General features: G+C 51.1%; 40 protein-coding genes and 1 pseudogene. 3 read left to right on the top strand and 38 right to left on the bottom strand.

Going from position 1 to position 25762, the window contains the following annotated elements; all coding sequences use genetic code 11:
- Position 1 precedes the first annotated feature (1 nt).
- The 13 genes from ACJHW7_RS03130 to ACJHW7_RS03070 all read right to left on the bottom strand — a co-directional run bounded on the left by ACJHW7_RS03130 (position 2) and on the right by ACJHW7_RS03070 (position 10538).
- A complete protein-coding gene (locus ACJHW7_RS03130) occupies positions 2-1504 on the bottom strand; it encodes a phage tail sheath subtilisin-like domain-containing protein (protein ID WP_023157310.1) in 1503 nt (500 codons plus the stop codon).
- A complete protein-coding gene (locus tag ACJHW7_RS03125; RefSeq protein ID WP_113078429.1) occupies positions 1501-1698 on the bottom strand; it encodes a DUF2635 domain-containing protein in 198 nt (65 codons plus the stop codon). The genes ACJHW7_RS03130 and ACJHW7_RS03125 overlap by 4 nt, the downstream gene beginning before the upstream one ends.
- A gap of 2 nt (positions 1699-1700) precedes the next feature.
- Positions 1701-2246 carry a hypothetical protein gene (locus ACJHW7_RS03120; protein ID WP_040210568.1) on the bottom strand — a complete coding sequence of 182 codons (546 nt, stop codon included), beginning with the start codon at positions 2244-2246 and terminating at the stop codon, positions 1701-1703.
- The gene (locus tag ACJHW7_RS03115; RefSeq protein WP_053290024.1) at positions 2243-2602 is read right to left on the bottom strand and encodes a hypothetical protein; all 360 of its coding nucleotides are present in this window, start codon (positions 2600-2602) and stop codon (positions 2243-2245) included. Before ACJHW7_RS03115 ends, ACJHW7_RS03120 begins: the two co-directional genes overlap by 4 nt.
- 4 nt (positions 2603-2606) lie before the next feature.
- Positions 2607-2987 carry a hypothetical protein gene (locus ACJHW7_RS03110; RefSeq protein ID WP_065800238.1) on the bottom strand — a complete coding sequence of 127 codons (381 nt, stop codon included), beginning with the start codon at positions 2985-2987 and terminating at the stop codon, positions 2607-2609.
- Position 2988: 1 nt separating this feature from the next.
- On the bottom strand, positions 2989-4038 hold the full coding sequence (locus tag ACJHW7_RS03105) for a major capsid protein (protein ID WP_044076541.1): 1050 nt from the start codon (positions 4036-4038) through the stop codon (positions 2989-2991).
- 97 nt (positions 4039-4135) lie between these two features.
- Complete coding sequence (locus ACJHW7_RS03100) at positions 4136-4540, bottom strand: head decoration protein (RefSeq protein WP_174613345.1); 405 nt, start codon at positions 4538-4540, stop codon at positions 4136-4138.
- On the bottom strand, positions 4540-5130 hold the full coding sequence (locus ACJHW7_RS03095; RefSeq protein ID WP_370554233.1) for a hypothetical protein: 591 nt from the start codon (positions 5128-5130) through the stop codon (positions 4540-4542). Before ACJHW7_RS03095 ends, ACJHW7_RS03100 begins: the two co-directional genes overlap by 1 nt.
- 1 nt (position 5131) lies before the next feature.
- Positions 5132-5998, bottom strand: a complete 867-nt coding sequence (locus ACJHW7_RS03090) for a S49 family peptidase (protein WP_001052909.1) — start codon at positions 5996-5998, stop codon at positions 5132-5134.
- Positions 5995-7632, bottom strand: a complete 1638-nt coding sequence (locus tag ACJHW7_RS03085) for a phage portal protein (protein WP_001045359.1) — start codon at positions 7630-7632, stop codon at positions 5995-5997. Before ACJHW7_RS03085 ends, ACJHW7_RS03090 begins: the two co-directional genes overlap by 4 nt.
- On the bottom strand, positions 7632-7895 hold the full coding sequence (gpW, locus tag ACJHW7_RS03080) for a gpW family head-tail joining protein (protein ID WP_000483309.1): 264 nt from the start codon (positions 7893-7895) through the stop codon (positions 7632-7634). The genes ACJHW7_RS03085 and gpW overlap by 1 nt, the downstream gene beginning before the upstream one ends.
- Before the next feature lie 8 nt (positions 7896-7903).
- Entirely contained in the window at positions 7904-10027 is a 2124-nt protein-coding gene (locus ACJHW7_RS03075) for a phage terminase large subunit family protein (protein ID WP_268557378.1), read from the bottom strand.
- Positions 9969-10538 (bottom strand): hypothetical protein, encoded by a 570-nt coding sequence (locus ACJHW7_RS03070; protein ID WP_000210383.1) that lies wholly within the window; start codon positions 10536-10538, stop codon positions 9969-9971. Before ACJHW7_RS03070 ends, ACJHW7_RS03075 begins: the two co-directional genes overlap by 59 nt.
- A 289-nt stretch (positions 10539-10827) precedes the next feature.
- Here ACJHW7_RS03070 and ACJHW7_RS03065 point away from each other — a divergent pair, with 289 nt between their 5' ends.
- Complete coding sequence (locus ACJHW7_RS03065) at positions 10828-11331, top strand: hypothetical protein (RefSeq protein ID WP_016237001.1); 504 nt, start codon at positions 10828-10830, stop codon at positions 11329-11331.
- 10 nt (positions 11332-11341) lie between these two features.
- Here ACJHW7_RS03065 and ACJHW7_RS03060 read toward each other — a convergent pair whose 3' ends face one another.
- From ACJHW7_RS03060 to ACJHW7_RS02940, 25 genes and pseudogenes are all read right to left on the bottom strand, one after another.
- The gene (locus ACJHW7_RS03060) at positions 11342-11980 is read right to left on the bottom strand and encodes a hypothetical protein (RefSeq protein ID WP_016237000.1); all 639 of its coding nucleotides are present in this window, start codon (positions 11978-11980) and stop codon (positions 11342-11344) included.
- 76 nt (positions 11981-12056) lie between these two features.
- Entirely contained in the window at positions 12057-12461 is a 405-nt protein-coding gene (locus ACJHW7_RS03055) for a DUF2513 domain-containing protein (protein ID WP_001165319.1), read from the bottom strand.
- Positions 12462-12493: 32 nt separating this feature from the next.
- Positions 12494-12964, bottom strand: coding sequence for a lysis protein (locus ACJHW7_RS03050; RefSeq protein WP_016236999.1), 471 nt, complete (start codon positions 12962-12964; stop codon positions 12494-12496).
- A complete protein-coding gene (locus ACJHW7_RS03045) occupies positions 12961-13401 on the bottom strand; it encodes a lysozyme (RefSeq protein WP_001194848.1) in 441 nt (146 codons plus the stop codon). The genes ACJHW7_RS03050 and ACJHW7_RS03045 overlap by 4 nt, the downstream gene beginning before the upstream one ends.
- Entirely contained in the window at positions 13388-13693 is a 306-nt protein-coding gene (locus tag ACJHW7_RS03040) for a phage holin family protein (RefSeq protein ID WP_001472851.1), read from the bottom strand. The genes ACJHW7_RS03045 and ACJHW7_RS03040 overlap by 14 nt, the downstream gene beginning before the upstream one ends.
- Before the next feature lie 281 nt (positions 13694-13974).
- Positions 13975-14664 carry a bacteriophage antitermination protein Q gene (locus ACJHW7_RS03035; RefSeq protein WP_016236998.1) on the bottom strand — a complete coding sequence of 230 codons (690 nt, stop codon included), beginning with the start codon at positions 14662-14664 and terminating at the stop codon, positions 13975-13977.
- Complete coding sequence (locus tag ACJHW7_RS03030; RefSeq protein ID WP_016156248.1) at positions 14661-14798, bottom strand: YlcG family protein; 138 nt, start codon at positions 14796-14798, stop codon at positions 14661-14663. Before ACJHW7_RS03030 ends, ACJHW7_RS03035 begins: the two co-directional genes overlap by 4 nt.
- Entirely contained in the window at positions 14795-15406 is a 612-nt protein-coding gene (locus ACJHW7_RS03025) for a recombination protein NinG (RefSeq protein WP_016236997.1), read from the bottom strand. The genes ACJHW7_RS03030 and ACJHW7_RS03025 overlap by 4 nt, the downstream gene beginning before the upstream one ends.
- A 2-nt stretch (positions 15407-15408) precedes the next feature.
- Complete coding sequence (locus ACJHW7_RS03020) at positions 15409-15615, bottom strand: hypothetical protein (RefSeq protein ID WP_001568779.1); 207 nt, start codon at positions 15613-15615, stop codon at positions 15409-15411.
- Positions 15615-16214, bottom strand: a complete 600-nt coding sequence (locus tag ACJHW7_RS03015; RefSeq protein WP_016066208.1) for a DUF1367 family protein — start codon at positions 16212-16214, stop codon at positions 15615-15617. Before ACJHW7_RS03015 ends, ACJHW7_RS03020 begins: the two co-directional genes overlap by 1 nt.
- 34 nt (positions 16215-16248) lie before the next feature.
- Positions 16249-16497, bottom strand: coding sequence for a hypothetical protein (locus ACJHW7_RS03010; protein WP_016066207.1), 249 nt, complete (start codon positions 16495-16497; stop codon positions 16249-16251).
- A 117-nt stretch (positions 16498-16614) separates the two neighbouring features.
- Positions 16615-16848: a DinI family protein gene (locus ACJHW7_RS03005; RefSeq protein ID WP_016236996.1), complete on the bottom strand. Its 234-nt coding sequence runs from the start codon at positions 16846-16848 to the stop codon at positions 16615-16617.
- Between the two features lie 145 nt (positions 16849-16993).
- Positions 16994-17092, bottom strand: a pseudogene (locus ACJHW7_RS03000) (DNA methyltransferase); the annotation flags it as partial.
- A 46-nt stretch (positions 17093-17138) separates the two neighbouring features.
- Positions 17139-18242 (bottom strand): helix-turn-helix domain-containing protein, encoded by a 1104-nt coding sequence (locus ACJHW7_RS02995; RefSeq protein ID WP_016236995.1) that lies wholly within the window; start codon positions 18240-18242, stop codon positions 17139-17141.
- Entirely contained in the window at positions 18223-18873 is a 651-nt protein-coding gene (locus tag ACJHW7_RS02990) for a hypothetical protein (RefSeq protein WP_016236994.1), read from the bottom strand. Before ACJHW7_RS02990 ends, ACJHW7_RS02995 begins: the two co-directional genes overlap by 20 nt.
- A 255-nt stretch (positions 18874-19128) precedes the next feature.
- Positions 19129-19449: a hypothetical protein gene (locus ACJHW7_RS02985; protein WP_016236993.1), complete on the bottom strand. Its 321-nt coding sequence runs from the start codon at positions 19447-19449 to the stop codon at positions 19129-19131.
- A gap of 53 nt (positions 19450-19502) precedes the next feature.
- Entirely contained in the window at positions 19503-19952 is a 450-nt protein-coding gene (locus ACJHW7_RS02980) for a DUF550 domain-containing protein (RefSeq protein WP_016236992.1), read from the bottom strand.
- Between the two features lie 3 nt (positions 19953-19955).
- Positions 19956-20159, bottom strand: coding sequence for a hypothetical protein (locus tag ACJHW7_RS02975; protein ID WP_016236991.1), 204 nt, complete (start codon positions 20157-20159; stop codon positions 19956-19958).
- 1 nt (position 20160) lies between these two features.
- The gene (locus ACJHW7_RS02970) at positions 20161-20706 is read right to left on the bottom strand and encodes an ead/Ea22-like family protein (protein WP_016236990.1); all 546 of its coding nucleotides are present in this window, start codon (positions 20704-20706) and stop codon (positions 20161-20163) included.
- A complete protein-coding gene (locus tag ACJHW7_RS02965; RefSeq protein ID WP_016066205.1) occupies positions 20703-20900 on the bottom strand; it encodes a hypothetical protein in 198 nt (65 codons plus the stop codon). Before ACJHW7_RS02965 ends, ACJHW7_RS02970 begins: the two co-directional genes overlap by 4 nt.
- Positions 20897-21241 (bottom strand): winged helix-turn-helix transcriptional regulator, encoded by a 345-nt coding sequence (locus ACJHW7_RS02960; protein ID WP_016066204.1) that lies wholly within the window; start codon positions 21239-21241, stop codon positions 20897-20899. The genes ACJHW7_RS02965 and ACJHW7_RS02960 overlap by 4 nt, the downstream gene beginning before the upstream one ends.
- A gap of 1 nt (position 21242) precedes the next feature.
- The gene (locus ACJHW7_RS02955) at positions 21243-21932 is read right to left on the bottom strand and encodes a replication protein P (RefSeq protein ID WP_000838082.1); all 690 of its coding nucleotides are present in this window, start codon (positions 21930-21932) and stop codon (positions 21243-21245) included.
- Positions 21929-22837, bottom strand: coding sequence for a replication protein (locus ACJHW7_RS02950; RefSeq protein WP_000072106.1), 909 nt, complete (start codon positions 22835-22837; stop codon positions 21929-21931). The genes ACJHW7_RS02955 and ACJHW7_RS02950 overlap by 4 nt, the downstream gene beginning before the upstream one ends.
- Positions 22838-22921: 84 nt before the next feature.
- A complete protein-coding gene (locus tag ACJHW7_RS02945) occupies positions 22922-23479 on the bottom strand; it encodes a toxin YdaT family protein (protein WP_001472167.1) in 558 nt (185 codons plus the stop codon).
- A gap of 11 nt (positions 23480-23490) precedes the next feature.
- Entirely contained in the window at positions 23491-23709 is a 219-nt protein-coding gene (locus ACJHW7_RS02940) for a transcriptional regulator (protein ID WP_001568772.1), read from the bottom strand.
- A gap of 72 nt (positions 23710-23781) precedes the next feature.
- Between ACJHW7_RS02940 and ACJHW7_RS02935 the strand changes: the two genes are divergently transcribed.
- Entirely contained in the window at positions 23782-24195 is a 414-nt protein-coding gene (locus ACJHW7_RS02935; protein ID WP_001568769.1) for a helix-turn-helix domain-containing protein, read from the top strand.
- A 42-nt stretch (positions 24196-24237) separates the two neighbouring features.
- On the top strand, positions 24238-25641 hold the full coding sequence (locus tag ACJHW7_RS02930; RefSeq protein WP_370554236.1) for a hypothetical protein: 1404 nt from the start codon (positions 24238-24240) through the stop codon (positions 25639-25641).
- Positions 25642-25762 lie beyond the last annotated feature (121 nt).

Below are 25762 nucleotides of genomic sequence, written 5' to 3'. Positions count from 1 at the left end.
TTTAAGCTCCTGTTGATTCAGCCCGAGTGCGGAACTGATTGAGCAGCGCGAAAATGCGCAACTGGTTCATGAGGGTTCCCGGCCACAGCACATCGACGCGGTTCGGATTTTTGGCGTTCTGCTCGACGATGATATTTTTTGCGAATGCCTCCGCATCCTGCGCATAACCGTTCCATACCAGAGTCTGGTACTCGGCAATCTGATCGGCCTTGATAATGTTTGGCGTGACGATCGCCGCGCCAGGTGCAAATCGGGTTCCATCCGCAGCAAGCTTCATACGGCCAAACTTGCTGGTCACCGCTGTGCGCAGGTAGCGGGTCACAAACATCAGGCTGAACAGCGTCTCCACTTCCAGATAACTGTCATCTGCATCGCCATAGCTGTTTTTCTGGTAGGTGGTGATCAGGTTTTCAATGCGCACCGTGCCATCGTCATCGACCGTAAATGTCGAAATGCCGCTGTACAGCAGATTGTTACGCTCGGTCAGCTCAAAGCGATCCTGCAGTTCTGGCGCAAGCACCCCCTGAACAGCGAGCGACTGTAGCGGGCGGCCGGGGTCATTACGCAGACTCACCGCAGCTGCGCCGGTGTAAGCTGCAGACCATGCCCAGGAAGGGGACGGCGATTTATTTACGCCCAGCAGGGTCTCATGCTGGTTATTGCGCAGCTCACCTTTGGTACCGAGCTGGGCGTAAGTCCCGGTGGTGGTACCAAAGGAATGGCCATAAAGCTGCTTGTCCCATGCCCAGCGACCGCCAGTGTCTGACAGGAACTCCTTCATCACATTCAACGAGGTTGTATCGTCGTAAGGGTTGATGATGAAATCGAATGTCCGATCCTGCAGGTTTGCCAGCGCGCCGGTAATATCCGGAGCCCCGACTCCGTTAGACATAGCAGTAATCGTCAGTTCCAGGCCTGCAGGTGTGGACTCGCCTCCAGGTAAGCCGAGGAAGTTCAGGCGAATGTCGATCCCATTACCCGTAGCACCAAGATTCTTCGCGGTCAGGGTTACGGTATCCGTAGTCGCACTGGCGGTTACAGGTAGCGTGGTTTTTGCGTTAATCGCCGCGGCCAGAGAGGTGGCGATCGCTGCCACCGTATCTGTTGCTACAACGGTCAACTGAATGCGCTCACCAGCAATATAAAGGGAGATCACTCCGGTTGCCGTCGGTGCGCTGCTCACTTTAATGGTGCCGGTTGCAGCCACCATGGAATCGGAGTCTTCCTCCAGCGGCAGGATCCAGACTTCGGCTGCGGTATCATTTTTCTGATACGCCGCCATCATGGCCTGCAGAATTCCCCCTTTTCCTGTCAGCTCACCGACGGTATCCGAAGAGGAAACTCGCTGCGGAATACCAGGGGGGGTTGAGCCGGTACTGAGCATCCCACCGATAAGCAGGGTGCGCTGCGTGGCAGTGGCGTTATTCGCCATTGAGTTATCAAACTCAACGAAGAAAAGCCCTACCCGCAGGTTATCGGGAACACGAGCGAAAGGTACGGTCATTCATTTTCTCCCGCTTTTTTAGGTAATGATTGTTTCTCTGGCGCGCCCTCATCCTTTTTAGAGAGGATCACGTCCCCATCACTCAGACGGCGACGCCAGAAAATATTGTCAGGTACTTCAGCACCCTCTTTAGGCAATGGGATGCCCCTGACAGGGCAGCGAACGCTGATCCCGTCCTTCGGTTTTACAAACATGATTACTCCTGAAGGTCTATTTTTACGCCCGGCTGCGGCGTACCGTCCGGCATGTTGATGGTGATGTCGATCCCCGCCAGCGGTACCGTATCGATCGGATAAAAGTCTTCCGGTCCCTGATAGTGCTCAATATCAATTTCGATAAGCAGCTGGCCCATATGCGCTTCGCCATCCGCATCAACATCAATCGTCGAGCGAACCTCCGCATATTTCTGGATGTTCCGGGTCAACTCGTAGCTGTTAATCACCGCCCTTTCCACCTGTTCCCGGAGCTCCTCCAGTGCAACCTCCGCGCGCATGGCGCCATCATCAGTGGTTTCACTGTCATACTCCTGAACCCGGCCGGTAATACGAACGGTGGTCAGAGAGGTGAAGGCCGGGGTATTTCGCCCCTGCGCCTTTTTGTGATCAAATGGCGTCTGAACAAGCAATGCAGGGTACAAGTCCGGCGAAGTTGCCCAGTCACGCGGGGAATACACACGATCGCCGGCGGCGGTTTTATCTTTCAGCGCGGCCACGACCATTTGTCGTATTGCGGAAGCATTCATCGGGTTTTCGCTACATTGAGAACGAGACGCGAGCCGCCATGGCTGTCCGGTTCGACGTTGGACACAACAAATAACTGATTGATGACCTGACCCCCGACCGTTTTAATAAACACACGGTCAGATACGGCAGGCTGCGGTTTACCCAATTGACGAAATTCAGCATCACGCACACCCAGCATCGGGCTGGAGGTGTTAATTTCTGATTCACCATCAAGATTTTCTGCAATCTGCGCATAGCCACGGTCAAAAATACCGTTAATCGTAAAAGGAGTACCGTTGCGGGGACGGTACTCATGCTCATCGCCAAACACGCCATGGAGCGGACTCAGAAGATGTAAATCCCAGTCCACGCCCATCTGCTTACTCCGTTGTGATTTTCACACCACGCACAGCAGATAATGCACGCTGTCGCAGAGCATGGACATCGGCAATTACACCTGCTGCCAGCAGACGCTCGGCATCCTTACCGGAGACCGGAATAAGGGAGTTTTCCCGATAGACCTCACCGTCATGGCGGATGCAATTCCCTTTCAGCACCACAAACTCAGGCTCCGGGGCATCTTCCTGGTCATCTTCTTCAGCGGTATCCTCATCATCTGATGGTTCGCCGTGTTTATCGTCATGCTGTTGGGTCTCATGAACGCTGCCACCAGCATTCAGGTCGTCGATATTCAGGGCGTCTTCGGTGGCGCCTTCCGCATTCAGATCATCGCCCAGTACAGTTTTGGTTGTTTTAGCCATATCAGACCACCGTTGCACAAAGGGATGCATTTACCCGGCTCGGAATAACCAGCGGAGAGGATTGCATCAGGATAAGACGCTGGGCCGGATCTTCTTTCACCCAGGATTTTGGCGCATAGGCCAGGGGACCGTAGTTAAATGCCGGGTCCAGGATAACGCCAAAAGCGCGGGTACCCATCAGATCAGCGCCAGACATAATAACGGCGCCGTCGGGGATCATCGGCTTCTCGACATTATCAAGTGGGTCAATAAACCAGTCGTTATATAACCAGAGGTCAAAGTTACCCCAGCGTCCTTTATAAATAGCGCCCTTCATCGCCTGTGGGCCAGCGTTAATCTGGTTACCAAACGGGCTCAGCGCCGGGAACGTGATGGCGTTATCTTTGATGGTGGTGTCCAGTCGGAAAGCACGCCATGACTTGCTTGTGAACACCAGATCCGTCGCGACGGAACCGGATTCTTTCAGGAAAAGCGTCTGCCAGATTTCAATATCATCAGAGGGCTGGGTATTAGTGGCACCCGCGGCAACCGTCAGCGGCCACTTATCTGAACCACTCAGAGTGATAGTCAAATCCGGAGAGCGCCCGAAATCCACTACTTTGGTTTCATAGCCTTCCCCGGCAACCGTGACGGTACCGGACACCAGCGCGCTGGCCGCCATCCACTCAAGACGACGGTTGATCATGTCAATCTGATCGGTCATCTCAAACTGCAGATTCAACATTTCGCGTTCTGCGGCGGTATATTCACCGCCAATACGCTCACCAATCTGGCGACGAATCGGTTTACGCAGATCCGGCGCGCGCTTATCTTTGATATAAGCTGGTTTGAACGTATTGGTCTGGTATTTACGGGACTCGACCAGCTTACCTTCCACCAGCGGGGAGACGAACGGCGCCATACGACGCAGGCCGACATCAACATCAATCGCCACTTCTTCAGTCTCGTAAGTCACGACATTCGGGAAGAAGCGATCGAGCAGCCAGTTCTGACTGGTTTTCAGGTTAGGAACAACCTGCACCAGCACGCTGGTATCAAAAATATTTTCCATATTCAGTCTCTTGATAGTGCCAGCCGCAGCTGGCAAAAAATTTAAACGAGCCAGCCCCTGCCGGTTAAAGCATTCGTCAGGAGAGCCGTGGGGGAAATCAGGAGGTGGTTACAGGTGCCTGGTCACTGTCTTTCAGGAAGATAGCCAGCGGTCGGAGCGCTTTTTTCAGGTCAGCGATCGTCCAGGAGTTATCAAAAATAATTCGGTGCTGGTTGAATTCCCCCATCAGATACAGGCCGCCGTTCTGATCGGAAGACGATGCATCAACATCATCAACCAGAATAGCAACGGGTAACTGACTGCCATCTTCAGCCGTTTTCACACATTGCGTGTATTTCCCGCTGGCAGCCACCAGGCCCAGGACAGTACCACGCTTAAAGGCACCGCCCGTAATGATCCCGGTGTCAGTCACCAGCTGGAGCGTGCCAGCGACAAGCTGATCCGGAACAAACAGCGCGCTCTTCATGCCAGGCGCAAACGCATTCTGACCAAACTGATCCATTATTTCTCTCCTCTTGTGGAGTTGTAGAGGCCGGTCATTTTACTTACCAGCGCAGACTTTCCGGTCTCTTTCTGTCCGCTATCCGGATTAAGCCGGACCTGGTGGCTTTCCTGCATACGCTGATCGAGAGAGCGTTTACGGGATGGCTTAGATGCGGCTGCGGCCGGAGCCGAAGAGGCTAGGACATTAATTGCTGCCGCAGAACTCATCCCGGTATTGAAAGCCAGTGACGCGGCCAGTGAAGGATTCGCAGCTGCATGCTTACTGCCGAAAATACGGGCGCAGCGTTTACGCTCAGCAGCGCGTGCATTTTTTACCGCCTTACTCTCTTTGCGATCGTCGTCGCCGTCGTCTTCAGAATCATCATCTTCTGACGCATCCGGATCATCGCCGTCATCTTCAGCATCATCGTCGCGTTCGTCTTCTTCCGCGTCGTCGTCGCGCTCATCATCATCGGCATCATCTTCGCGCTCGTCCTCTTCCGCGCGACGGGCTTTCGCTTTTTTGGCTTTTTTATCCTCTTCTTCCTCAGAAGCGGAAGGGCCAAGACCAATGAGGTGAGCAAAACTAAACGTCTTTTTCTTTGCCATTTCAGGCTCCTGTTTTTTCAAGTAAGTTTTTGAACGCAGCGTCAGGAGGACACACCTCATCAGCCAGTCCAATCTCAACGCCATCAGCAGCCATAAAACAGGCGGCCTGGGTACTTTTTATAACCTTTGCGCTAATCCCCCGGTTTCTGGCAACAGTGTTCACAAACAATTCGCCCATGGTGTTAATGTCCTGCTGGATGGCGGCCAGCGCTTCATCTGACAACTCTCTCAGCGGCGAACCTTCAGCCTTGCGGGATCCATAGGTGATGATCGTAACTTTAAGACCGTCATCTTTAATCCGCTGCGTCCAGTCAAGGTGCATGGTGATCACACCCACAGAACCCACTCCGCCGGTGCGCGGAACAGAAATCCGGTCCGCTGCACTGGCAATGGCATACGCAGCGGAATAAGCGCTTTCCGTCAGAATGGCATGGATAGGCTTTTTCCCCCGGGAGCCGTAAATGACATCAACCAGATCGAAGCATCCAGCGACCTCGCCGCCGGGTGAGTCGATATCCAGGCAAATGCCCGAAATGTCGGGATCTTCCATCGCAGTAAGAAACGCCTGACGAATGCCGTCATACCCTGTCATTCCACTGTACGGACGCAGACTGCCCAGTTTTTGCACCAGCGTTCCGCATATCGGGATGACGGCGACACCCAGCACATTGTCATAACCCGGATCACTACGGGATTCACGTCCCCGGTTATCGTCATATCCGTACCAGTCATCCTCCATGGCAAGAGAAGATTCGATTTTACTGATACCAAATCGGTCCATTACGGATGCCATGATGACTTCGGCTTTACTCGGGTGCAGCGCCAGCGGGGTGTTAAATAATCGCTGGGCCAGATGGGGTAGATTCACTTTTCCTCCGGATCGGTAATGGTCTGGCTCGCAAACTGGTCAGCCTGTGCCCAGCTCGGAAGCGGTAATCCGCGTTTAAGACATGACTCAATTTCTCTCTGGCGCTGATCAAGCACTTCTTCCCAGTCTTCACCGACGTTTTCACCCACCTCAATCTCGAGGGTGGAAAGTCCGGCATCCAGACCAAGAATGGCGCCTTTTTTCTCTGCAACCGGATCCACCCAGCCGCGCCCTGGCCCCATCCAGCGCGCGCGAGAATACGCGGCTCTGGCGTCAACAAAATCAGGTGCGCCTGCGGGCAGGGGTAAATCCTCATTGTCGTGAACTTCTTCAACAAAGGCGGTGAGAATGGGCTGAGCGAAGCCGGTAGAAAAATCGTCCCGGCGGCGAGTCAGTGTTTTCCATGCCTCCAGCAACGAGGAGCGTGCAGAACTGTAGTTAACGTCAGACCAGTCCTGGGTGACCTGCTGTGGGGACAACCCTGTTCCTGAAGAAAAATTACGGAGAACAGCAGATTCGAAGACTTCAAAATTGCTGTAGGGCCGCGCCGCGTTAACCGTCGTGATTTTCTCACCAGGATAAAGAATGGGCATTCGGGCACCATTCTGAAGTGTCAGACGCCGATCGTTATGGAACTCAACACGCCCGTCCTGATAAGTGCCTAACTCCGACTCGTCATAGGTCTCGCCCAGGGCAGACTGAACCATCGCAGGGTCATAGGGTGACTCAATGTAAGCGGCGAATATGGCATTAAGAATTGCTGCCTCAAGCTCACTCTGGTCATACTTCACCAGCATTTTCAGACGCTGAATAACCGGAGTCAGGATGCCGTTACCGCGGTGCTGCGCGCCACGCTCATGATCAAAATCGTGAACCACATGCGGGCGGCCCCAGTCAGTTTCACGCGGGATACGCTGCCACGTCATGGTTTTAGCCCCGCTCCACCAGTCACCGATATGGGCCTCCCTGATGTGGTAAGCAACCGGCGCACCGTCCGCATCAATTTCAACGCCACCACGGACATTTGGCATATCGAAATTCTGCTGAGGATTACTGAGGCGGTCAGGATCGACAATCTGTACCGTGGTGGCGTAACGCCCTCTTCCGGGACCAAGCCTGTCAGTTCTGTACTGGAGAATGGCCAGAGCATCCCCGTCAATAAGCTTGTGACGAAATCCCAGGCGCAACATCTGCGACACGGTGAGTTTTCGTTCAACATCACAATACCGGCCAGGATCGTTACTCCAGGTCCGCCAGTGCCCGTCCAGTGCTTTTCCGTACTCTTCCGCCCAGGACGCATCAAACGCCTTGTTTCCGGTGATCATTCTGAGAACACGGTAATCGGGTTTCATGATGGGGCGGAAGTTGGCACCAACCGCATTATCCAGCAGACGTGTGACCGCACCGTTTGCCCAGCCGTCATTACGGACCAGATCGCGTGCGCGGGACACGATGCGATCCCGGTAAATGTTAATTTCATTGTCCGGGGACCACAGCGCGGGTTGCCAGTTCGCCAGTTGATCGCTGAAAGAGTCAGCTGCGTCATAAGGTACGCGGCTCCCCCCCACCAGCATAGAGGGACGCTGCTGTCGCAACGGCTGCCCATCAGAGCCCAGTATCTGTACTTTATTCATCAGAATCTAAACCTCGCTGGTTTCCGGGGACGAGAGATAATCCCCAGTTGCGCCTGCAGAAGTTGAATCAGGGCCAGCAGATCAGCCAGGGTGCTTTGCTGATAGGACACTGATCGCGTCCCGTCTCCCTGCGTATAGGAAAACGAAACACCGTGGCTCCCGGTTGCTAAATCAATGTACGCCTGCTGAGCTTTCGCAAGCGCATCCCTGAGCTGATCGTCAGTCATTGCGCCGGCAAGCAGGCTGGTGTTCCGGTTGAACATGATTTTCCTTATTTCGGCAGGAGTTGCGATATTCGCTTACGTTTGACCGGCGCTGGTTCTTCAATAACCGCACCCGGCAGCTCGTAATTGATTTTTTCTTCCTGTCCAACTGGCGCTGGCAGGAACTTATCCGGATCGGCTTCGAGGTTGGCGGCCCGGACGTTGAGTTTTAACCCCATATGTTTGAGACCGCACAGCGCGGCATAGCTGTAAACGAGGCAGTCAAGCGCTTCGTTAGCTCGTCCTGGTATTGCTTCCCAGATACTGTACCGCTGCCCGGAAATGACTTTGTAAACCAGTCGCTCCGCCAGCAGCTGATTGAAGTACCCGAGATCGCGATCGTCAGGAAAATGCATATAACCCGCAGCGGCGGCGCCAGGTTTGGGTGGCTCAAGATGCAGGCGACCGCGTATCACGTCTTTCGCTGAGTTAACCCCCAGAATGACAGGGCGGAAACTGGCTTTGCTTTTCGATGATGGTCGTTTGGTCGGCCAGACAGGATTGCGTTTGCCTCCCTGTGCAGACTCCCCCTTAATTGCCCAGACACGACGGCCAAGACGCTCTTTGGCGAATTCGTATACCTTCTGCGTATGGTGGCCGCCGGAGTCCATGCACGTTGCCATGATATTCAGGCCGCGCCCGTCACCACGTCGCCAGATCTGTTTCAGGTATGCATCCAGTCGCTTCCAGGGTTCTTCCGTCTCAAGGTCACCATAAATAACGTCATGCGCGACCGACCACGATTCTTCATCTCTCCCCCAGCCGGTGATCGTAATTTCGAAGCGATCGTCCTGGGTATCAACTCCAGCTGTTAACAATGCCACCCCGTCCGGAACGACGGCCGGAAATATTTCCCGGCGCGCCAGCAGAACATCAACAGGGAGCTGTTTCCCATGATTAGGTCGGTGCGGAAGCCCCATCTGGGTATTCCACCACGCCTGTTCCTTATCCGGATCGCCCTTCGCATCGATATATTTTTTCGCAATATCCGACGGCTTATCTTTTTGCCAGGGGCTGAAAAGCTTGGATGCCTGGTACCCCGCGTGGTGGTTATCGACTGCCTCCTTTCCACAGGAGGGGCAGATTGCGCGATAGACCGCATGCCGTTCCGACTCTGACCATTGCCAGACCTTTTCAACGCTGCCCTCGTCTGCCGCCCGCCAGGCAAGGTCATAATCCATCAGCGGTGAGTGCCGCTCCCCGCAGCACTCAAATGGGCGCGTCTGATGCCATCGAATAGTGTGCAGAGTTCTGAGGCGCTGTCCTTCGGACCAGCCACTACCACAGCATTCGCAATAGAGCATCGCCGATTTAGTCAGGTGTTTATCTCCCTCTTTCGGCCACTGAACGTGTTTGAAAAAGTCGGGGAACTGGCGGTGGCCACAGTGCGGGCAAACCACAGATGCCCGGCGCTGATCGGAGTCGGCGTAGCTGTCAGCAATGCGGCTCTCATCCTCCACCGTCGGCGAACAGGCGCGTACAGACAGCCAGGTCAGGCCAAATGTCGCTGTACGCTCTTCGGCCAGCGCAATTGGATCGCCTTCGCGGGTTATCGGGTACTTGTCCACTTCATCCGCCAGCAGGACACGAATCGGACGACGCGCAAGGTTATCAGGGCTACCAGCACCCGCCAGCGCCAGAAATCCGCCAGTGAATGCCTTGTAAAGAATGGTTTCTTTCGAGCTTTTCTGTTTCGAATCACCGATGATTTTACGCAGTACCGGCGTCACCCTTACCAGCGGGCTAATACGCTCTTTCGAAAACTGTTCAGCGGCTTCTTCTTTCGGCTGCAGCAGCAGTATCGGACAAGGATCGAGGTGGGCAAAATAGCCAAAAAGGTTTTCCAGCAGTGCTGTCTTCATCAACTGGGTACAGCACATTACAGTGATGATATGAACCCCGGACTCCGTCGCGGCAAGCATCGGTCCGCGGGCAATTTCTACCGTCGATGTTTCCCAGTTTCCCGAAGTGCTCCCAGCCTCTTTTGCCAGCTTACGATAGTCATCTGCCCACTGCGGCACACTGATACGCGGCGGGGGTGTCCAGCCTTTGCGGACGCTTAATTCAAGACGCTCAATCTTCTGCCGGGTTAAACTCTGGCTCTCCGAGGACTGAGATGTGTTTGTGGACATGTTCAATCAGCACCTCTGTCATCCTGTCCGCCGGTACATCCAGATCAGCAGCCATTAGCGGCGCCACCCTGGACGGCCAGTTAAGCCAGGCATCACGCTGTTGGCGAAAGGCGTTGAATAAAACCTCCTCGGCTGCTGTCAGCTCAATAAGCTGGCCGCTGTCTTTTTCATACTGCAGCTTTGCCTGCAGGGCCATGTAATTCTCGCGGATACGTCCCGCTTCCTCTCTCGAAAGATCTGCCCCTTCAGTGAGCATTATCTGGCGGACAGTTTTATTGATTTCATCACCGTCATCATCGTTATCGCTAACGACGGGAGTTTTCTTTTTCTTCGCGTTCGAGGCGCGCGGGTCTTTGCCATCGCGGTTTTTCTTCAATGCCGCATCGCTGGCCTCTACGTCAATCAGGTCTCCGTCCATCACAATGAAGCGCCCGGCTTTAATCCACCGACCAATTGTTTTGCGATCCACACCTGAATGTTGTGCGTACTGACTCTGGTTCATCGTGGTCATGGGACATCACCTGGGACATTTTCTGGGGTGGGACATTCGCCTGGGACATTTTTGCCATGTCCCACCAGAATGTCCCACTGGAATAAACTGGAATAGCCAGAGCTGGCGAGGTGTCCGTAATGATCGCCAGAGGTGGGACATGGGACACAAATCTGAAAGTTGTAGCTAGGAAAACACCGCGGCGCGCAATGCCCGTACCTTACAAAAGTCTCAGGAAGGACCCATTTTTTAATGGCTTCGACCATTCGCTCCGACTATGATTATTCCTATTCAATACAAGGAGAATGTAATGGGTAACAATATAATCAAAATAACTTTCGTAGCCGCAGTGCTGGCATCACCAATTGCTCATGCCCAGTGGGTAACTAATACTGAAGATGACCTTTTCTCTGGTGGTAAGAAAGCAATGATGCTTGGCGAGGTTTCATCCGACAATGGCGCCATTGTGTTTGACTGCACTAAAGAAAAGCTATCGGCGGCATACGTTGAAATGGATAAAAGCACCGAATCACTATCAGAGGTACCAATGGACCTGATAATGAAGGTCGACGGGAATACCGCAGTGAAGCTCGATGCTACCCTTTCAAGACGTAATGTTCAGAGCCTCCAGATTCAATCGGATGACGCGGACCAACTAAAAACAGTGCTTAAGCAGCTTCAGGGGGCGAAATCCAAAGTGTTAGTTGGTGTGCAAACAAAGGATGGCGGAAACCAGCATTCCATGTCAGCCAATGTTTCTGGATCGACAACTGCAGTAAACAGCTTCATAAAAGCTTGCGAAATTAGCTTATAAGTTACTGCTTTTATTTTGCCGTCCTGATGGCTTCTGCTATCGCCTGATTTAAAGCAGACGGTAGCAGTGCGTTCGCCATGGTATGGGACCTATCCATATACCCCAGCACTGGAGTCACAGGTAGCGCATCACCAAACCGGATCAAAAGCTTTGGAGAACGCTGTTTGCGTTTCGGTCTTCGCGTCCCATTAGCGGAGCGCTTGGCCCGTCGCTTCTTAGCTTTCATCGGTTTCTTACGCTGCCAGACAGCGTTAACGCCATCCACCTCACCTACGAATACATTTTCCTTTGCTTTGAGCTGAGAGAGCTTATTACGCGGCAGGTTGCCGTATTTATTAAGCTTTATGTCTTTCGGGTTAAGCAAAGCACTACCATTAAGCTTGTGCTCTCCGCCGAACTCGAAGGGTTCAAGGTAACCAGCAGCAGTATCACGAACAAACACCTTCGCACGAAGGCTGTTTTTCCTGGCACCAACTGACCCAACCGATTTAACTGTAAAAGGTGTTGGATTATCCAGATTCCGCTCAAATGCTGTTTTTTGGGCCGCTTCTATCTGGCGAACCACTTTAGTCATAGCCTGGGCAGTCGCAAACGGTATTTGCTTCTGCAGCTGTCTTAACTGACTGGAAAGGTCCTTAAGCGTTGCCATATCATTGACCACCTAGTTACAGTAATTAAGATCAGTTTGCTCATAAAGTTGACAATAAAAAACCGCCCGTAGGCGGTTAGTCGAACATTTTATCAAGTTGCTTAGCTAGAGCTCGGTTAAACAGCTCCTTCGAAACTGTCATCAGCGTGCCCATACTGGCATCTTTGAATCCGGTTTTTAATGTTGCCCAAACCTCTTTGTTACGGAGAGCATCCAAGAAGTCATGCCCCATCGCGGTCAATCGCAAGGGCATTACAGCCCAGTGAGTCATTCCGTCTAAAGACTGAATAGCACCAAAGCCGGGCTCTCCATCACTCCTGATAATCAGCCCTCTATCCTCAAGCAAACGCATATGAAACACAAATGTGTCAGTTTCACAATTGAACCCTAAATCATTTAATCGAATAATATCGGTATCAGGTGAATCCGATGCCTCGAAAGCCTCGAGCAAACCTTTAAGGTATTCTTGATCTATTTGCATAACCCCTCCGTATGTAAAAGGTTAATTTAACATCAATTTAAGCACTGCTCTTTGATGTATTCCTGCAAATATCCAACCTGTTTCGTCACTGTGACGATTCGCTCTCTGAGGGTGAAATAATCCCGTTCAGCGGAGTCAGTAAGTCGGGGGCCGGTAACATCGCCCAGGCCGCCGGTGCTGGTCGTTCCGTTCGCGGGACAGTTTGCGTTGAGCTGCAGCCGCTTACGGCCAGCAATGACATCGCTATGCAGACGCTCAATGGTTTCTTTCGCATCAGCCAGTTCTCCGGTGTATTTGGCATCCAGTGCAGCGACATCACGCTGGCGGGTCTGCATGTCTTTAATGGTGGCGGTCGCCAGGAGGAGTTTCTCAGTGGCCTTATCGCGCTGGTCTCTGTAAGTGATGGCGTTGTCGCGGTAGTGGTTCACGAAGAAAGCCAGTGCGCCGATTAACGCCAGCACCAGCAACTGCAGCCAGTAACGCTTAACCAGTGCGCTAATCATGACAGGAACAGAGCTCGCTCTGCCTCCCGCCGACGTGTCAGCCCATTCAGCACCTTCCCACCAGCTTTATTCCAGCGCAGGAACTCATCGGCTGCACCAGCGTAATCTCCGGCGTTGAGTTTTCGCAGGAGAGTCGATGTCGACAATGACCGCGCACCGAGGTTATACGTGAACGACACCAGGGCATCGAATTGCCCCTGAGTCAGGCCAACTTTAACCAGTCGTGACACGTCACTTTCGTAACTGACCATTCCTGTCTTCAGCAGGCGTTCTGCCGTTTCCTGCTTAATTGTCATCCCGGCACGGATTGGTTTCCCGTCGACGGGCTGAGTCCAGCCATAACCGATCGTCCAAACGCCGACGCTGTCCTGATAGGCAGTGAGCTTGCAACCTTCGAACTCTTTGATCAGGGCAATGCCTTTATCACTGGTTTGCATTCTTCATCCCCGTCAAGCGTTCCCAGAAATAGGTCAGAGCCACTGAACCCATCGCCCCGCTAATGCCGGACGTGACAAGGATCATGTGAAAACTCAACCCACTCTCCACGCTTATCAACCCGCCAATCAAACCGGTAAAGCCGGAGACAGCGATCTGTGCCAGCGCGTTTATCCAGCTCCATGTCGCTTTATTCTGCTTTACGTCGATCAGGTAGCGAACTAAACCGCCCCAGCATGCAATGCCGAGCAGGACTAACCAGGACAGGCCTACAATTTTGTGGTCGTCATTCATACGCTTTGCCATATCACCTCCGAAGGAACGGGGTGCTGTTTGTGTAGAGTGGAAGGATGCCAGGAAACAACGACCGGACATCGCAAATAAAAAAGCCAGCGACAGGCTGGCAATGTGAGGGTAAGGCAATGTCGGCTCTCTGGCCGAAGGGTCCCAGGTAGTGGGTTCTGTGTGCTGCGTACCGCAAATAAAAAAGCCCCGCACGATGGCGAGGCTCTTAATTCTTTGTCGACCTACGAAGCTATGGCGACGATATCAGATTTACATGAAATATATGCGTTTCAATCCAGTTTTGCAAGACTTGAGTCTAAATTTGTCGCCTTTTGTTGTGAACGTGATCGCGTAACCTGCAATAAAGCCCCGCTATCCAGTCGCAGGAAGATGCTGCGCATCTCAACCCAGCGGTCAGTAAAGGTCTCTGACCAGTTTTTTGGCGTTACGCCAACCAGCGACGCCAGCGCCTGATATTCGTACGTCTCACGCCCTGCCAGCTCTGCTTTCACGTCCTGAGCCGCGAGCCAGACAAGCTTCTTCAGGCGCTCCATCGTTTTGCCGGCCACCTTCTTCGCGCCGAGCTGCTCCCGGAACTCTGCCCACGCCCATTGAGTGATTTCCACCTGATAGCACCAGCGCACGTTCTCGCTATAGTTCCATAGCAGCCACGCTTTCTGGTGTTCTTCGAGTGACATCAGTGCGCGGCGCCACGATGCGCTGGAGTATTCAACCGGCTGCACCAGGGGAATATGCGAACCCTTGGCATGCGACTGCTTGCCCGGTATTGGCGGGTTATCCAGCGTAATCATTTCCCCGGTCACTTCATCCAGCACTCGAGGCTTTTTACGTTTAAACGTTCCCGTATCGAACTGCGCGTTTTCAAGCCACGCCATCAACTGCCCTTTCGTCGCACCACTTAAATCGGCGGTGGCCACCATCAACTGCTGGCGCACGTATTCGAGAAATTGAGTATTCATACTGCACCGCCTATGGTTTTGATGTAGTTCTTCAGTATTCGGTAATCCGTCAGCACAGAGCCCGGAAAGTGGTATAAGCGCAATCGTTGCCAACGAACGCGGAGGTGATCGGCAAAATAGGATTCGAATGTCATGCTGCCTCCTGCTTTTTCAGCGCGCGCAGGTCAGCCAGCGCGGTCAGTCTGATTTCCTTCAGTTCTTCAATAGTCCAACGATGCGGAGCGTTATTGTTCTCGAGCGCTAGTACCAGCTCTTCGCCATAACGTTCCACCAGCGCGGCTCGGTATGCTTCGATATTCCCGGATTTGTAGACGTTGCAGACATCACACTGAAGATGGATGTTGAAGCGAGTGAAGCGCAGATGCCCAGCGGCTGCCGTAGTCCGATAATGGCCAGCATGCCAGGCGAACGCCGTTTTAGTTCCGCAGGAAATACAGCCCCGCCCCTCCGCCAACTCCGTCTCGCGGCAAATGTCATTTACGGCACGCTGCGTCAGGTCAATCCAGTGCTTCAGCGGCTTAACTGCAGCTTTTCGCTGGCGCCAGGCTGCACGTTCTTTCTTCTCAGTGGCGCGCTGCTTGGCAGACTCTTTGCGTTGTGCAGCCTCCCGGGCTTTTCTGGTCTGCTCTTTCCCGACGGCGCTGGCGCACTCATAACCGCAGACGGTCTGCGTGTCGCGTACTGGATTGAACCACTGGCGGCATTCCTTGTTGGCGCACTTCCGGCGCGGTAACTTAGCCATAATCACCCCCAGACCTTTTGTCGAAAGGTTCTTGGTGTACGCGCCGGATGCTCGCATTCAGGCAATTTTGCGCTGATAGTCCAGGTGATGTTGTCGCGATTCAGGCTACGTTCTACCGTGGCGCCACGACGACGGTAACTGGCCACCAGCTCGTCGGCCTGATCGGTTGTGCATTCGTGATGGTGGAACCAGGAATATTTCATCGCCATCACCCCGCAAAGCTCATGAGCTGCGATGCGGCGTTTTCCGCTTCACGCTGGTCCTTGAATGCCCGGGACAATACCCAGCGCCACAGAACATCGAGCGCGGCTTTGTACAGCTGCTGGAACTCGGTTTCGTCCATGTTGGCAAAGGCAATGCTGCGGGGGTGTTTGCGAAGGGTGCCGTCGGGAAGCTGTATGGCGTCGTAGTGGCCAGACTCGATGATCACCCATGCACGATATGCGTCATAGGATTTGCAGATGCTGATACTACCGGCGCGCTTATCGGCGATACGGTCCAGATACTGCTCGGCAGCATCCAGCAGTGCGCCTTCGTTTCCACCAAATGCCGCGAGGAATTTAGCGTACCCGGTCACCAATTTACGTTCATTGGAAGAAATCGCCCCACCGGTGGGTTCCCAGTATTCAAACCCGAGATTCAGGAGCGCAAAGAAACGGCGATGGAATGCTGGATTCCTCACCTGACGAAATTCGGCTACCAATACGGCACCAAGTTTGATTTTTGATTGCAGAATATCGCTGGTCTCCGGCGTAGCGGGGATCAGAATTCCTGAGGACTGCTTAATGAGTTGTAGTTCGTGCGCCATGGTTTCTCTCCGTGGCGCAGTAGGTTACGGTTGTTCAGACCGTCGATTTCATATTATCAGAAGGTGGTGTTACCCGGTAGCCGAGACGGCGGATAAATTGCATAAAACCATTAGGAGTAAAGACCTCTTCATCATCCAGCAAAGGCCGCATAGAAACCATGCCATTGACGCGATAAATTAGATGCCTGCCCGATGAAGGAAAGCTAAACACCACGCAGCCGTCAGACCTTCTTACAATGTCATACCAGTTGTCTTCTGACGTTTGCAAAGCTGAATCACTCACATTTATGTTCTCCCTTCGAGCGACTAACAGACGCGATTAAAGATTGTCGGCAGCAGCATCAGAGGGTTACGCAAATTGCGGTATTCTGAAAAATGCGCGCCAGCCTTAAGCGCAATTCTAATAAAACCAGTCGTCAGCGCTTTCCCAGGTATCCTGGAGGATTGATTCAATTTTCTTTTTATCGTCCTTGTCACCACCAAAAACACTTAACCCATCGGACCCGGCACGGCGGATTGTGAGCCTGCAATTGTCATAGTGATCATTCAGGCGCTTAAGCAGTTCTTTCTCCAGTGCTGGTACTGCGCCTTTAGGAAGTTCTTTCATGCGATCAATGGTTAATTCAACTTTCATAATAGCCTCCATTGCATGTACTGTGTTTTTATACAGTATACCTATGCACGGAAATGATCAACGTTTTAAGAGCACAAATTGTTAATTTTCTGTCAGTATTAAAAAAAGAAAACCCGCCGTAGCGGGTTGAATTAGCAATGTTTTATTACGCCGCTATTTGTTTCTGCTGACAAAGCTCCGGCAAATTAGCACGCACCAGCGCCTCAGCGAGCGCTGGAGGCACAGCGTTACCACAGCGCGCTACCAGAAAGAAAAAACCCGCATATAGCGGGTTTATTACAAGCTTTGAGTCAAACCAGTTGAAGTAGATTTCTTGGATTTGACAGTGGGCGGTTTACCGAGAATAACTCCCTAACCAACTCCTGGCTTAAACCAGTTTTCATGAGAATGCTCATCCATGTTGCATCATCCAGCATTTCAATCGCCTCAGCTAACATACTCGGTTCTTCCGGGCGAATAAATTCATCTCCTGGTTCAACTTTCGTATATCCTTTAGAGTTCAAATGCATATAACCTGTTCTTGCCTGCTCCTGCGTCAGCAGGCCTAGAGTTGTTGCTCGGTAAATGCACATTTTAAGACTAATCTTCCACCGAAGCTTAAACTCAACTAGGGCGTTCCAATCGAATTGTCTTCCTCGTATACGGGGAAACTCTTTAATAAAGGACAATCGAGGAACTAGCAACGCGCTTGAAAAACGATCCGCTTGCGATTCAGTCACTTTATCTCCTGTGGTTATACCTTCGTGCATAACCAAGTGCCCCAATTCGTGACCTAAATCTGATCGGAATCTGCATATACTCTTTTTGACGTTATTTCGGATGATTACTGGCCTGTTGTTATGAACAGTAAAAGCATCTACGCGGTCATCCACTCCTGTCACATGAGCAACAATAACCCCCAAACTCTCAGCCAGTTTGACCATTGAGGATATAGGTCCCAGCCCTAAGTTCCATGCTCTTCTGCAGTCTTCCGCTACACGTTCAATATCATTTGGAGTCAGCAATTCAGCACCGGGGTGCTCAGGTATGAAAACATCAGGAAACTCGATTTCTCCCTCAACGGCAGAGATTATAATGTTAAGAATCTCCGCCCTTGCCAGAACACTATTGGTTAATGTTTGGGTTCTCGATTTTTTACTCCGAAAATGGCAAACATCGCTTTCTAAAGCATATTTTCGTTCAGTAAATAGGAAATCAGATTTAATCATCAGCGCAGATGAGATTAATTCTAACAACTGTTCTGATGGTTTAAACCCTTTTTCCAATTTGCTAACGAATTGTTTTGTTTTACCAATTTTCTCCGCTAACTCTTCGCAGGAGAGCCCAACAGCCATTCTGGCTAATTTGAGCTTATCCCCACGATACTCAGCAAAGTCATTCACTTGATGTTCCATTACTGCTCACATCCAAATCTTGATCTTTTTTACGGCGGCGAAGAGAGGCTTTGCCAATCTCAGCTTCATCCGGAAGAGTGTTGGTATCAAGAGACATAAGCGGCGCTGAAGCAGTAGATTGGTGTGAAACCATACTGATCTGGGCACCATATGCGTTAAACCCAACTAAAGCCACTTCCCAGCGAGGCAATGTTGATTCCAGCTCGCCATCTTCTTCATCGGATAAAAATGGTTCGGCGATGATCCGCCATGTAATATCTTGCTCGGCTTCAGTTTCACCGAACAATGAAAGTTGCTCATGCTCCACCCTATTTCGAAGAAGGCGATGCTTCTTCTTCGGGTTATTAATGCAATCTTTGGAGAACTGCAGCGGCACTTTATTTAACGCAACCACATAATCCAGTCCCTTCGAAACCATTTCCAGACCCGGCAGTGTCCCTTCACTTTGAATCAAATGATTTCTGACCCAATCATAAGCCCTTACACCTTCGGACCAGTTACTGTCCAGTGTGTGTTTGTGGTAGTACAATTGCTCGAGTACATTAGCAATTTCCGCTAACAACTGACGAACATTGCTTTCAGCAAGGTAAGGCTGAAATTCCCAACAAGGTGCTAACTGGTTGTCGCTCATTTCAAGTTTCGCTTTTTTTGGAATTCGTAAACCATATATTTTCGCATTTTCTCGATTTTGTCAACCAAGCAACCAAAATCATTTACCGAAAATGATGATTAGAAAGATCCCGCTCATGTCGCATGAGTTGATTGCTAAGCAACCAAATACAAGCCTGACTGAGCTAGGCAACCATAGACTTGGTAATGCTACCTTTCAGACATAAAAAACCTCTAACTTAGAGGCTTTTATTCGTTTGCTATTGGAGTTAAACACTTAGCCGTTGATGTCGCCGTGTTCAATCATACCGAACCATTCAAATTGCCCAATCGAACGTAGCGCGCACTGTCTAATTTTTTCTGCCTCCTCCGAATACTCATTAAACCCGGGAATAAATTCAAAATTACAGCAGCAAGAGCCTGAATCATAGAAGACACTTTCAATACATTTTACAAGCCCAACTGAAGCTACATAGTAAGAAAAACGTAGCATTTGAGACAGTTCCATCGCAACTCCATGCCTACTGGTAAGCGGGATCCCGAAAGCCTCAATTCCATATTCATTCATTTGGCCTTTTTCAGGCATTATGTAAGACATAAGGACTCCTTATTATGTTCATAATGAATTAGGGTTCAATTATCCATAAGAGTCTACTTGATGTGCAGACGCGGCTCACCATCTTTCGGCTCAGGCCATTCGCGCTGTTTGTTAACCGCCAACTTTTCTACCATCGCCAGGGTAATCTGCTCATCACTGATACCGGCACGACGTTGCGCATCCCATAACAGGAATTGCATGTCAGCCCATTCGGTAAGGTCACTTGGTTCAGCTGCCGCCTCGAGCGCTTCTTTGGAAAGGTGCTTCAGCGGACCAACTGGACCGACATCGCCGAAAGTAGCCTGTGACCATGTAGCATGCTCACGGCGTACTTGCTCACGGGCCATCGACTCCAGAACTCCATCAATCACCTTCACAGCATCAGCCATTGCGTAGCCGAGATTACCGCCGTCGCTTTGTGCTGCTGCGTTGCTGAGTATTTCGCGTATCTGGTGCAGGCGATCGAGTGATACATGACCGTGCGCCGGGTGGTTAGTTGTCATGGGTTAGTCCGTCCAGTAAGTAAGTTCTTCCGCCAGGCGGTCATCTGCTTCGGCTTGGTTAGGGATATCAGCATCGGTTTCTATGCTGGCTCCGGCAAAATCACGAGCACAAGCTTTGCGGTGTTTACGATTGCCCATGCCCCATTCTGGATTTTTAAGCTCTTTGTTCCATGCCCGTAGCATGAGTTTCATTGGTGACTTTGACATCTCATTCCCCCTTCACGCCAATGCCAGCGGCGCGGTCAATGCGTTCAATTTCTGCCAGAATAAGAGCGCCAGCTTTTACCAAGTCGCAGCGTGCTCCTGATTGCTTCCACCAATCAGGCGACCACGGCCAATGTGCTGGAGTGGAGAAACCTTGGTTGTGCGCATGAATTGCGTAACAAGCCGCTGCATCTGCTAATTCGCTATTTTGATATGCGTTATCATGTTCAGGAGTCCATCCTTCAACCGACTGTTGCCGCTGACGTTCGGCTACCACATCCAGAATTGCTGGATTGAATGAACGCGCCTCCAGTTCTGCTATGCGCTTCTCTGCGGCTTCCAGCTCATCCAGCAGTGCCAGCACGGTGGCGGGGTTGGCTGCGGCGATAAATGCAGCATCACGCGCTTCGTTTTCACTGAATACCATGGCTATTTGCTCATGGTTCACGCCGTCAGTGGAGTAAATCTCATCGTCGAACTCAACAGCCCACCGGCCTTTCGTCGCCTTCTCCGCTGCTTCCCGTAATCCACGTTTGTCGATGTTGCTCATTGGGCGGCCTCCTCCATGGCTGGGTCTGCTGGTAAAGTCATGTGCGGCACTTCAATCAGTTCTGCCCGAGCATCAGCCGTGTTAAGCGCCATTAATGCGACGATCCGCTTCTGCTCAGCATCCATTCGTAACGCTACTGTCTTGCCGTTCATATTGAAGAACACCGCAACGTTTTTGATATCTTCGATTTTCATACCCCTACCCTCCCCCAAACCATCAATACCCTTCTCATCGCCGCGCTGTTGCGGCACTCCTGGCAGATCACGTTTGTGTCCGTCCGCTGAATTAACTTCGACTTACCCTGCTTCATGCCAGGTATCGTGTCAGGGGCGAAGCGCATTCCGTAGCTGGTCAGGCTGTAAAGGCGCTGGCCGTATTTTCCTTCGCAGCGGATCAGGCCGTCTGCCAGCAGCGTGCTCACCGTTCCGGATATCTTTTTGGTGTCCATGCCGATAAGCCCTGCCAGTTTGGCGTTGTTCAACCCTGGGTTGTTGCGCAGGGCTGCCAGCACCTGCTCACGGATTGTTATGTTCATGTCACACCATCCCGTTCGACTTGTTGCGGTTGTACTTGGCCAGCAGCAGCTGGATCGGCGTCGGCCCTTGCTCGGCAGCTGGTGCGGCAATAGCCCGGCGTACCGGCGGCACTGGCTTACCCTCGGTGACGCGCCTTTCCCACATGTCCAGCAGATCGCCTGCCTCGCGTGCCAGTTCACCATGCGTTAACTGGCGCTCGGTGCTGCGGTGGCGCAATTCTACGCAAATGTGGTACATGACCGGCTGCGACCATGGAAATTGCTCGCTGGAGATGAATTCGAACGAGCGGTTACGCCAGTCCCAGTATTCGGCGATCACCTGGTCAACGTTGACGCCCAGCGCGCCGCCGCTCTGCTTGCACCAGGCGACGAACTGGCCCGGCGACGGCAGGAATGGGCGCTCCTGGCGGCGGGCAATGCGCATGCCGGCATCGACCTGAGCCATGGTGTGGATCCCGTTCTCCTGAAACGCCAGCAGCCACTGACGGCGGAATTCGTTCAGGTCTTCCTGGGTGCGGAAGTTCGCCATGCTGGCCGGGAACGCGGCGCGCAGCTCGTTGAACAGCTTGTTGAATACCTGCGCCACCTGCTCGACCGGCGCGCACTCCTGGTACTGCTCTGGCAGGTTATGGGCCATGCGGCTCATCTGCTCGCGGTCGTGGTTACGCATCTGCTCTGCAAGAGATTTCATCGGATCACCCCATAGGCCCAGTCAGTGTTGTTGAAGTCCAGATCTGGCTTGACAGCGCGCTGCTCACCTCCGGCGTTACGCTGCATTGTCAGCTTGTCCCACTGCTTACGCAGGCTTTCGGGACTCAGGATGTTGGTCTGCCAGAAGTGGTGTTTGCTAGCCCAGTCATACAGCGCGCAGATGTCCTGGTGCGACCGGTTGTCTATCTGGCGCATCAGGCGAACAGTGTTAGACCAGGAGGTCATGTCCGGGGCTTTGCAGGTTGGGTTAATCAGCTTCACCCTGGAGGAAATCCACTTAGCTGTCTCGAGGTCTTCAGCAGAGCCCCACTTCGCACCGGATGGTGTGTAGACCGCAGCTTCAGGATGAGTTGATAAAAATTTCTTCAGACGTGCGTCAGAGGATTCGTCAGAATTCTCGGACGAAGATCTTTTAATACTGTTCTTGTTCTTGTATTGGGTGTCTACCGTTTTCGGGAAGGTTATTCCTGATTTCGGGAAGGATTTTCCCGTTTTCGGGAATTTTCTTCCCGTTTCCGGTTTGTCTAAAATCCATGCTGAAAGGTCAGTGTTTACACCGACGATTTTCATCATGCCCTGCTTCTGTGAAAAGATGATTTTGCGTTCTGCGAGAGACTTAAGCGCGTCCGATACATGCGTATCGCTCAGGCCCGTAAGCTCGGCAATAACCGTATTTGTCACGCGGTCCTGTTTCTTGTTCCAGCCGTAGGTAAGCCAGATCACCGCCTCAAAACATTGCCATTCCCGGCCTGACAGTCTCAGGCGAGGCTTAAGCTGTTGGATCTCGTTAGCGACCTTGGTATACCCGTTCGACAGGTCGGCCATACGACCTCCCGGTTGTTCGGTTTTATTTGGGAAATTGATTATTTCAGCGGTATTTGACATACTGTTCTCCGCAATTACGCACAGTTTTTGCACCTGAAAGCCGTTGGTGTTCGAGCACCGCGGCTTTCGCCATTTCTGAGCCCGTCATAGCGCACCACCCAGCATCGTTGTAACCATCGCCATAATGGGCGCCACAGAATCAGGTCCGTCCAGGTAGAGCTTGGCTACGATGCTCTCGCTGATTTCCTTCATCCGTTCGTGTCTGGGGGCTTTGAGGACGACAGCCTGTATCGCCTCAGCGTCTTCTTTCACCGACCTGGCGACACGAACCGCAAAGCAGTCGTGCTTAATCACGCGATCCCGGTACGCCAGCGGCAGAACCGAAATTATTACCGGCGCCAGCTGCTCGACGTTCGCCCGGTAGGCCGGTGATTTCTCGTGGTTGTCCAGCCAGCGAAACAGCTTCACGTTCCACACATCGGCGCTGCCGGTCATGTCAATGCTGTCAAGCTCGGCCTGTTCGGCAGCCTCTTTAATCGCCAGAGCGACCGCCACGCGGCCCTCTGCCGCCGCCCAGGCGCGGACGGCAGAACAGATAGCCCGGTGATCGACCGGCTGGCCTTCAGCCTCACTGTGTTGATACTGGAATTTCAGGTGCTCTGATGGCGCTCTGTTATTCTGTTGAAAAGAAAGTGTTTGCATTGTCAGTGCTCCTACTTTGGTAATCCGTCAGTGGGATTTGGATAGAGATCAGGGCGCAGCTCGTGGGGGGTTACGCCTGTCATTTTGAAAATCGGGAAGATATAGCTTGGCGGGACGATCCCTTGGTCACGATTCTTCCAATGACTTACAGACATACTCGTCACACCAAGCGCGATGCTGAGCTTTCTGGCAGAGCCAGCGGCTTTAATTGCTTTATCGAGTGCGGACATGTGCTTCTCCTGCTTATTGATAGCAGAAGTAAACCACAGATTTATACTTCATGCAAACTTTGGATTTATTGCGTGCATAAACCAAATATTTACAATGACCATATGAGAAAAGAAGAACCCAACCTCGTTCTGGTGGAGCGCCTTACTGAGATCACTGATCGCGGCGTTACCAAAGCAGACATGGCAAGAATAGCTGGAGTCACCCCTCAGGCCGTAAACGGCTGGTTCAAAAAAGGCGTGATTAGTAAGAAATCGGCACTGGCCATAGCCGACGCTGTTGGTATTTCTGTCGCCTGGCTACTCGGTGAAGACGTTGGAGAGAAAGACGGTCTCAAACCGGACGAACAGCGTTTGCTCGAGCTCTACCGCCAGTTACCGGAAGAAGAGCAGCAGAACATGCTCCGCATTTTTGCGCTTCGCCTGAAAGAGTTAGATGAGCTGTACGAGAAGTACATGAAGGGGCGGATTCGCTCGCAGGGGGACTGAATCGCTTTAGGTTTGTCCTGAATTTTTAGTTCCCATGAGACAATGATGTCTTTACTGGGGGGTGATTCCGCCATTTATGTTAGATTGAAAAAAACTATCAATTTAATTAATATTTATCACTACTACACGGGATGTTTTGCAATGACAGCTGAGATTGTTGTAATAAATAATACTGGAATCGCCCTTGCTGCTGACTCTGCAGTCACCACAGAGCATAATAGATTAGTAAAAATAAATAATAGTGCGGAAAAACTATTCGAACTATCTAAACACCATCCCGTGGGGATCATGATTTATAATAATGCGACACTGGGTGGCGCACCGTGGGAACTTATAATTAAATCCTATAGAAAACAATTGGGGAAAACTAGTTTCCCTACCATTAAAGAATATGTTAATGACTTTGTAAAATTCATCAATGGTAACTCAGACCTTATAACAAATGAAATGAGAGAGGCTTGCGTTATAAACCTTGTTGTTGATAACCTCAAAGGTTTGATGAGATACATTAATGATAATAATGTAGTAAACTATTTAACAATGAACCCCGTCGTTGAACTCGACAATGTTATTTTTCAAAACATAGTTAAGCAAGCCTTTGATTTAGAGATAGAAATCTTAAGGAATAATCTCTTTTTCGAAGGGTTTGATACAGAAGAGTTTAATGATGCTTTAGCATATATACAAGATTTAATATCGCCATACATTTCATCAATTATTGTTCTTGATAACTGTGAAAATATACAGCAAGAGCTTATGGAAAAAGTCATATTATATTCCACTTGTTTAATTTTCAAAGTCCATGCTAGTCGTACATATTCAGGGATTGTTATAACAGGTTATGGAGAGGAAGAATATTACCCTTCCATTTGCACTCTTCATATCTACGGCATTTTTAAAAACAAATTGATGATCCATAATATTGATGATAAATCCCATAATGAGGTAACCAATATGGGGTTTGTTATACCATTTGCTCAAGAAGATGAAGTAGTAACTTTCATTGATGGGTGCAACCCTAACATCATTAATTTTAACAGAACTCTTACAGAGGAAGTTTTTGATCGGCTTAATCATTATGTTTCTAGCAATATTTTCCCTGCAATGAACAATGGAGTACTAGCCAATCACTTCTCCAGTGAAATTGAGGAACTCAAAAACGTACTTTTACAAGATCACGATACTAAACTTGAAAGCTATATTGTTAATAACCATACAAATAAAATGATATCGATGTTGCAATCACTTGGGAAGGCAGATCTTGCGTATATGGCCGAATCATTAGTGAACATCACTGCATTCAAAAGAAAAGTATCACATGATTATGAAACTGTCGGTGGGCCTGTTGATGTCGCTGTGATATCAAAAGTTGATGGATTTGTTTGGGTAAATCGTAAACACTACTTCCCTAAAGAGCTAAACTCTAACTACTTTAATCGTCAATAACACATAAGGAGATATTAATGTCTATAAAGCAAGCTCTCAATAACGCTTATAAAATCATTGTAAATCAAAAATTTGGTAATAAAGAACAGCAGCACTCGCCGAAAGGATTTAACCAGCAGTA

The sequence above is a fragment of the Escherichia sp. WS1152 genome, assembly GCF_046487665.1.
Classification (GTDB): domain Bacteria; phylum Pseudomonadota; class Gammaproteobacteria; order Enterobacterales; family Enterobacteriaceae; genus Escherichia; species Escherichia coli.
This window is presented reverse-complemented; position numbering and strand designations above follow the sequence as displayed.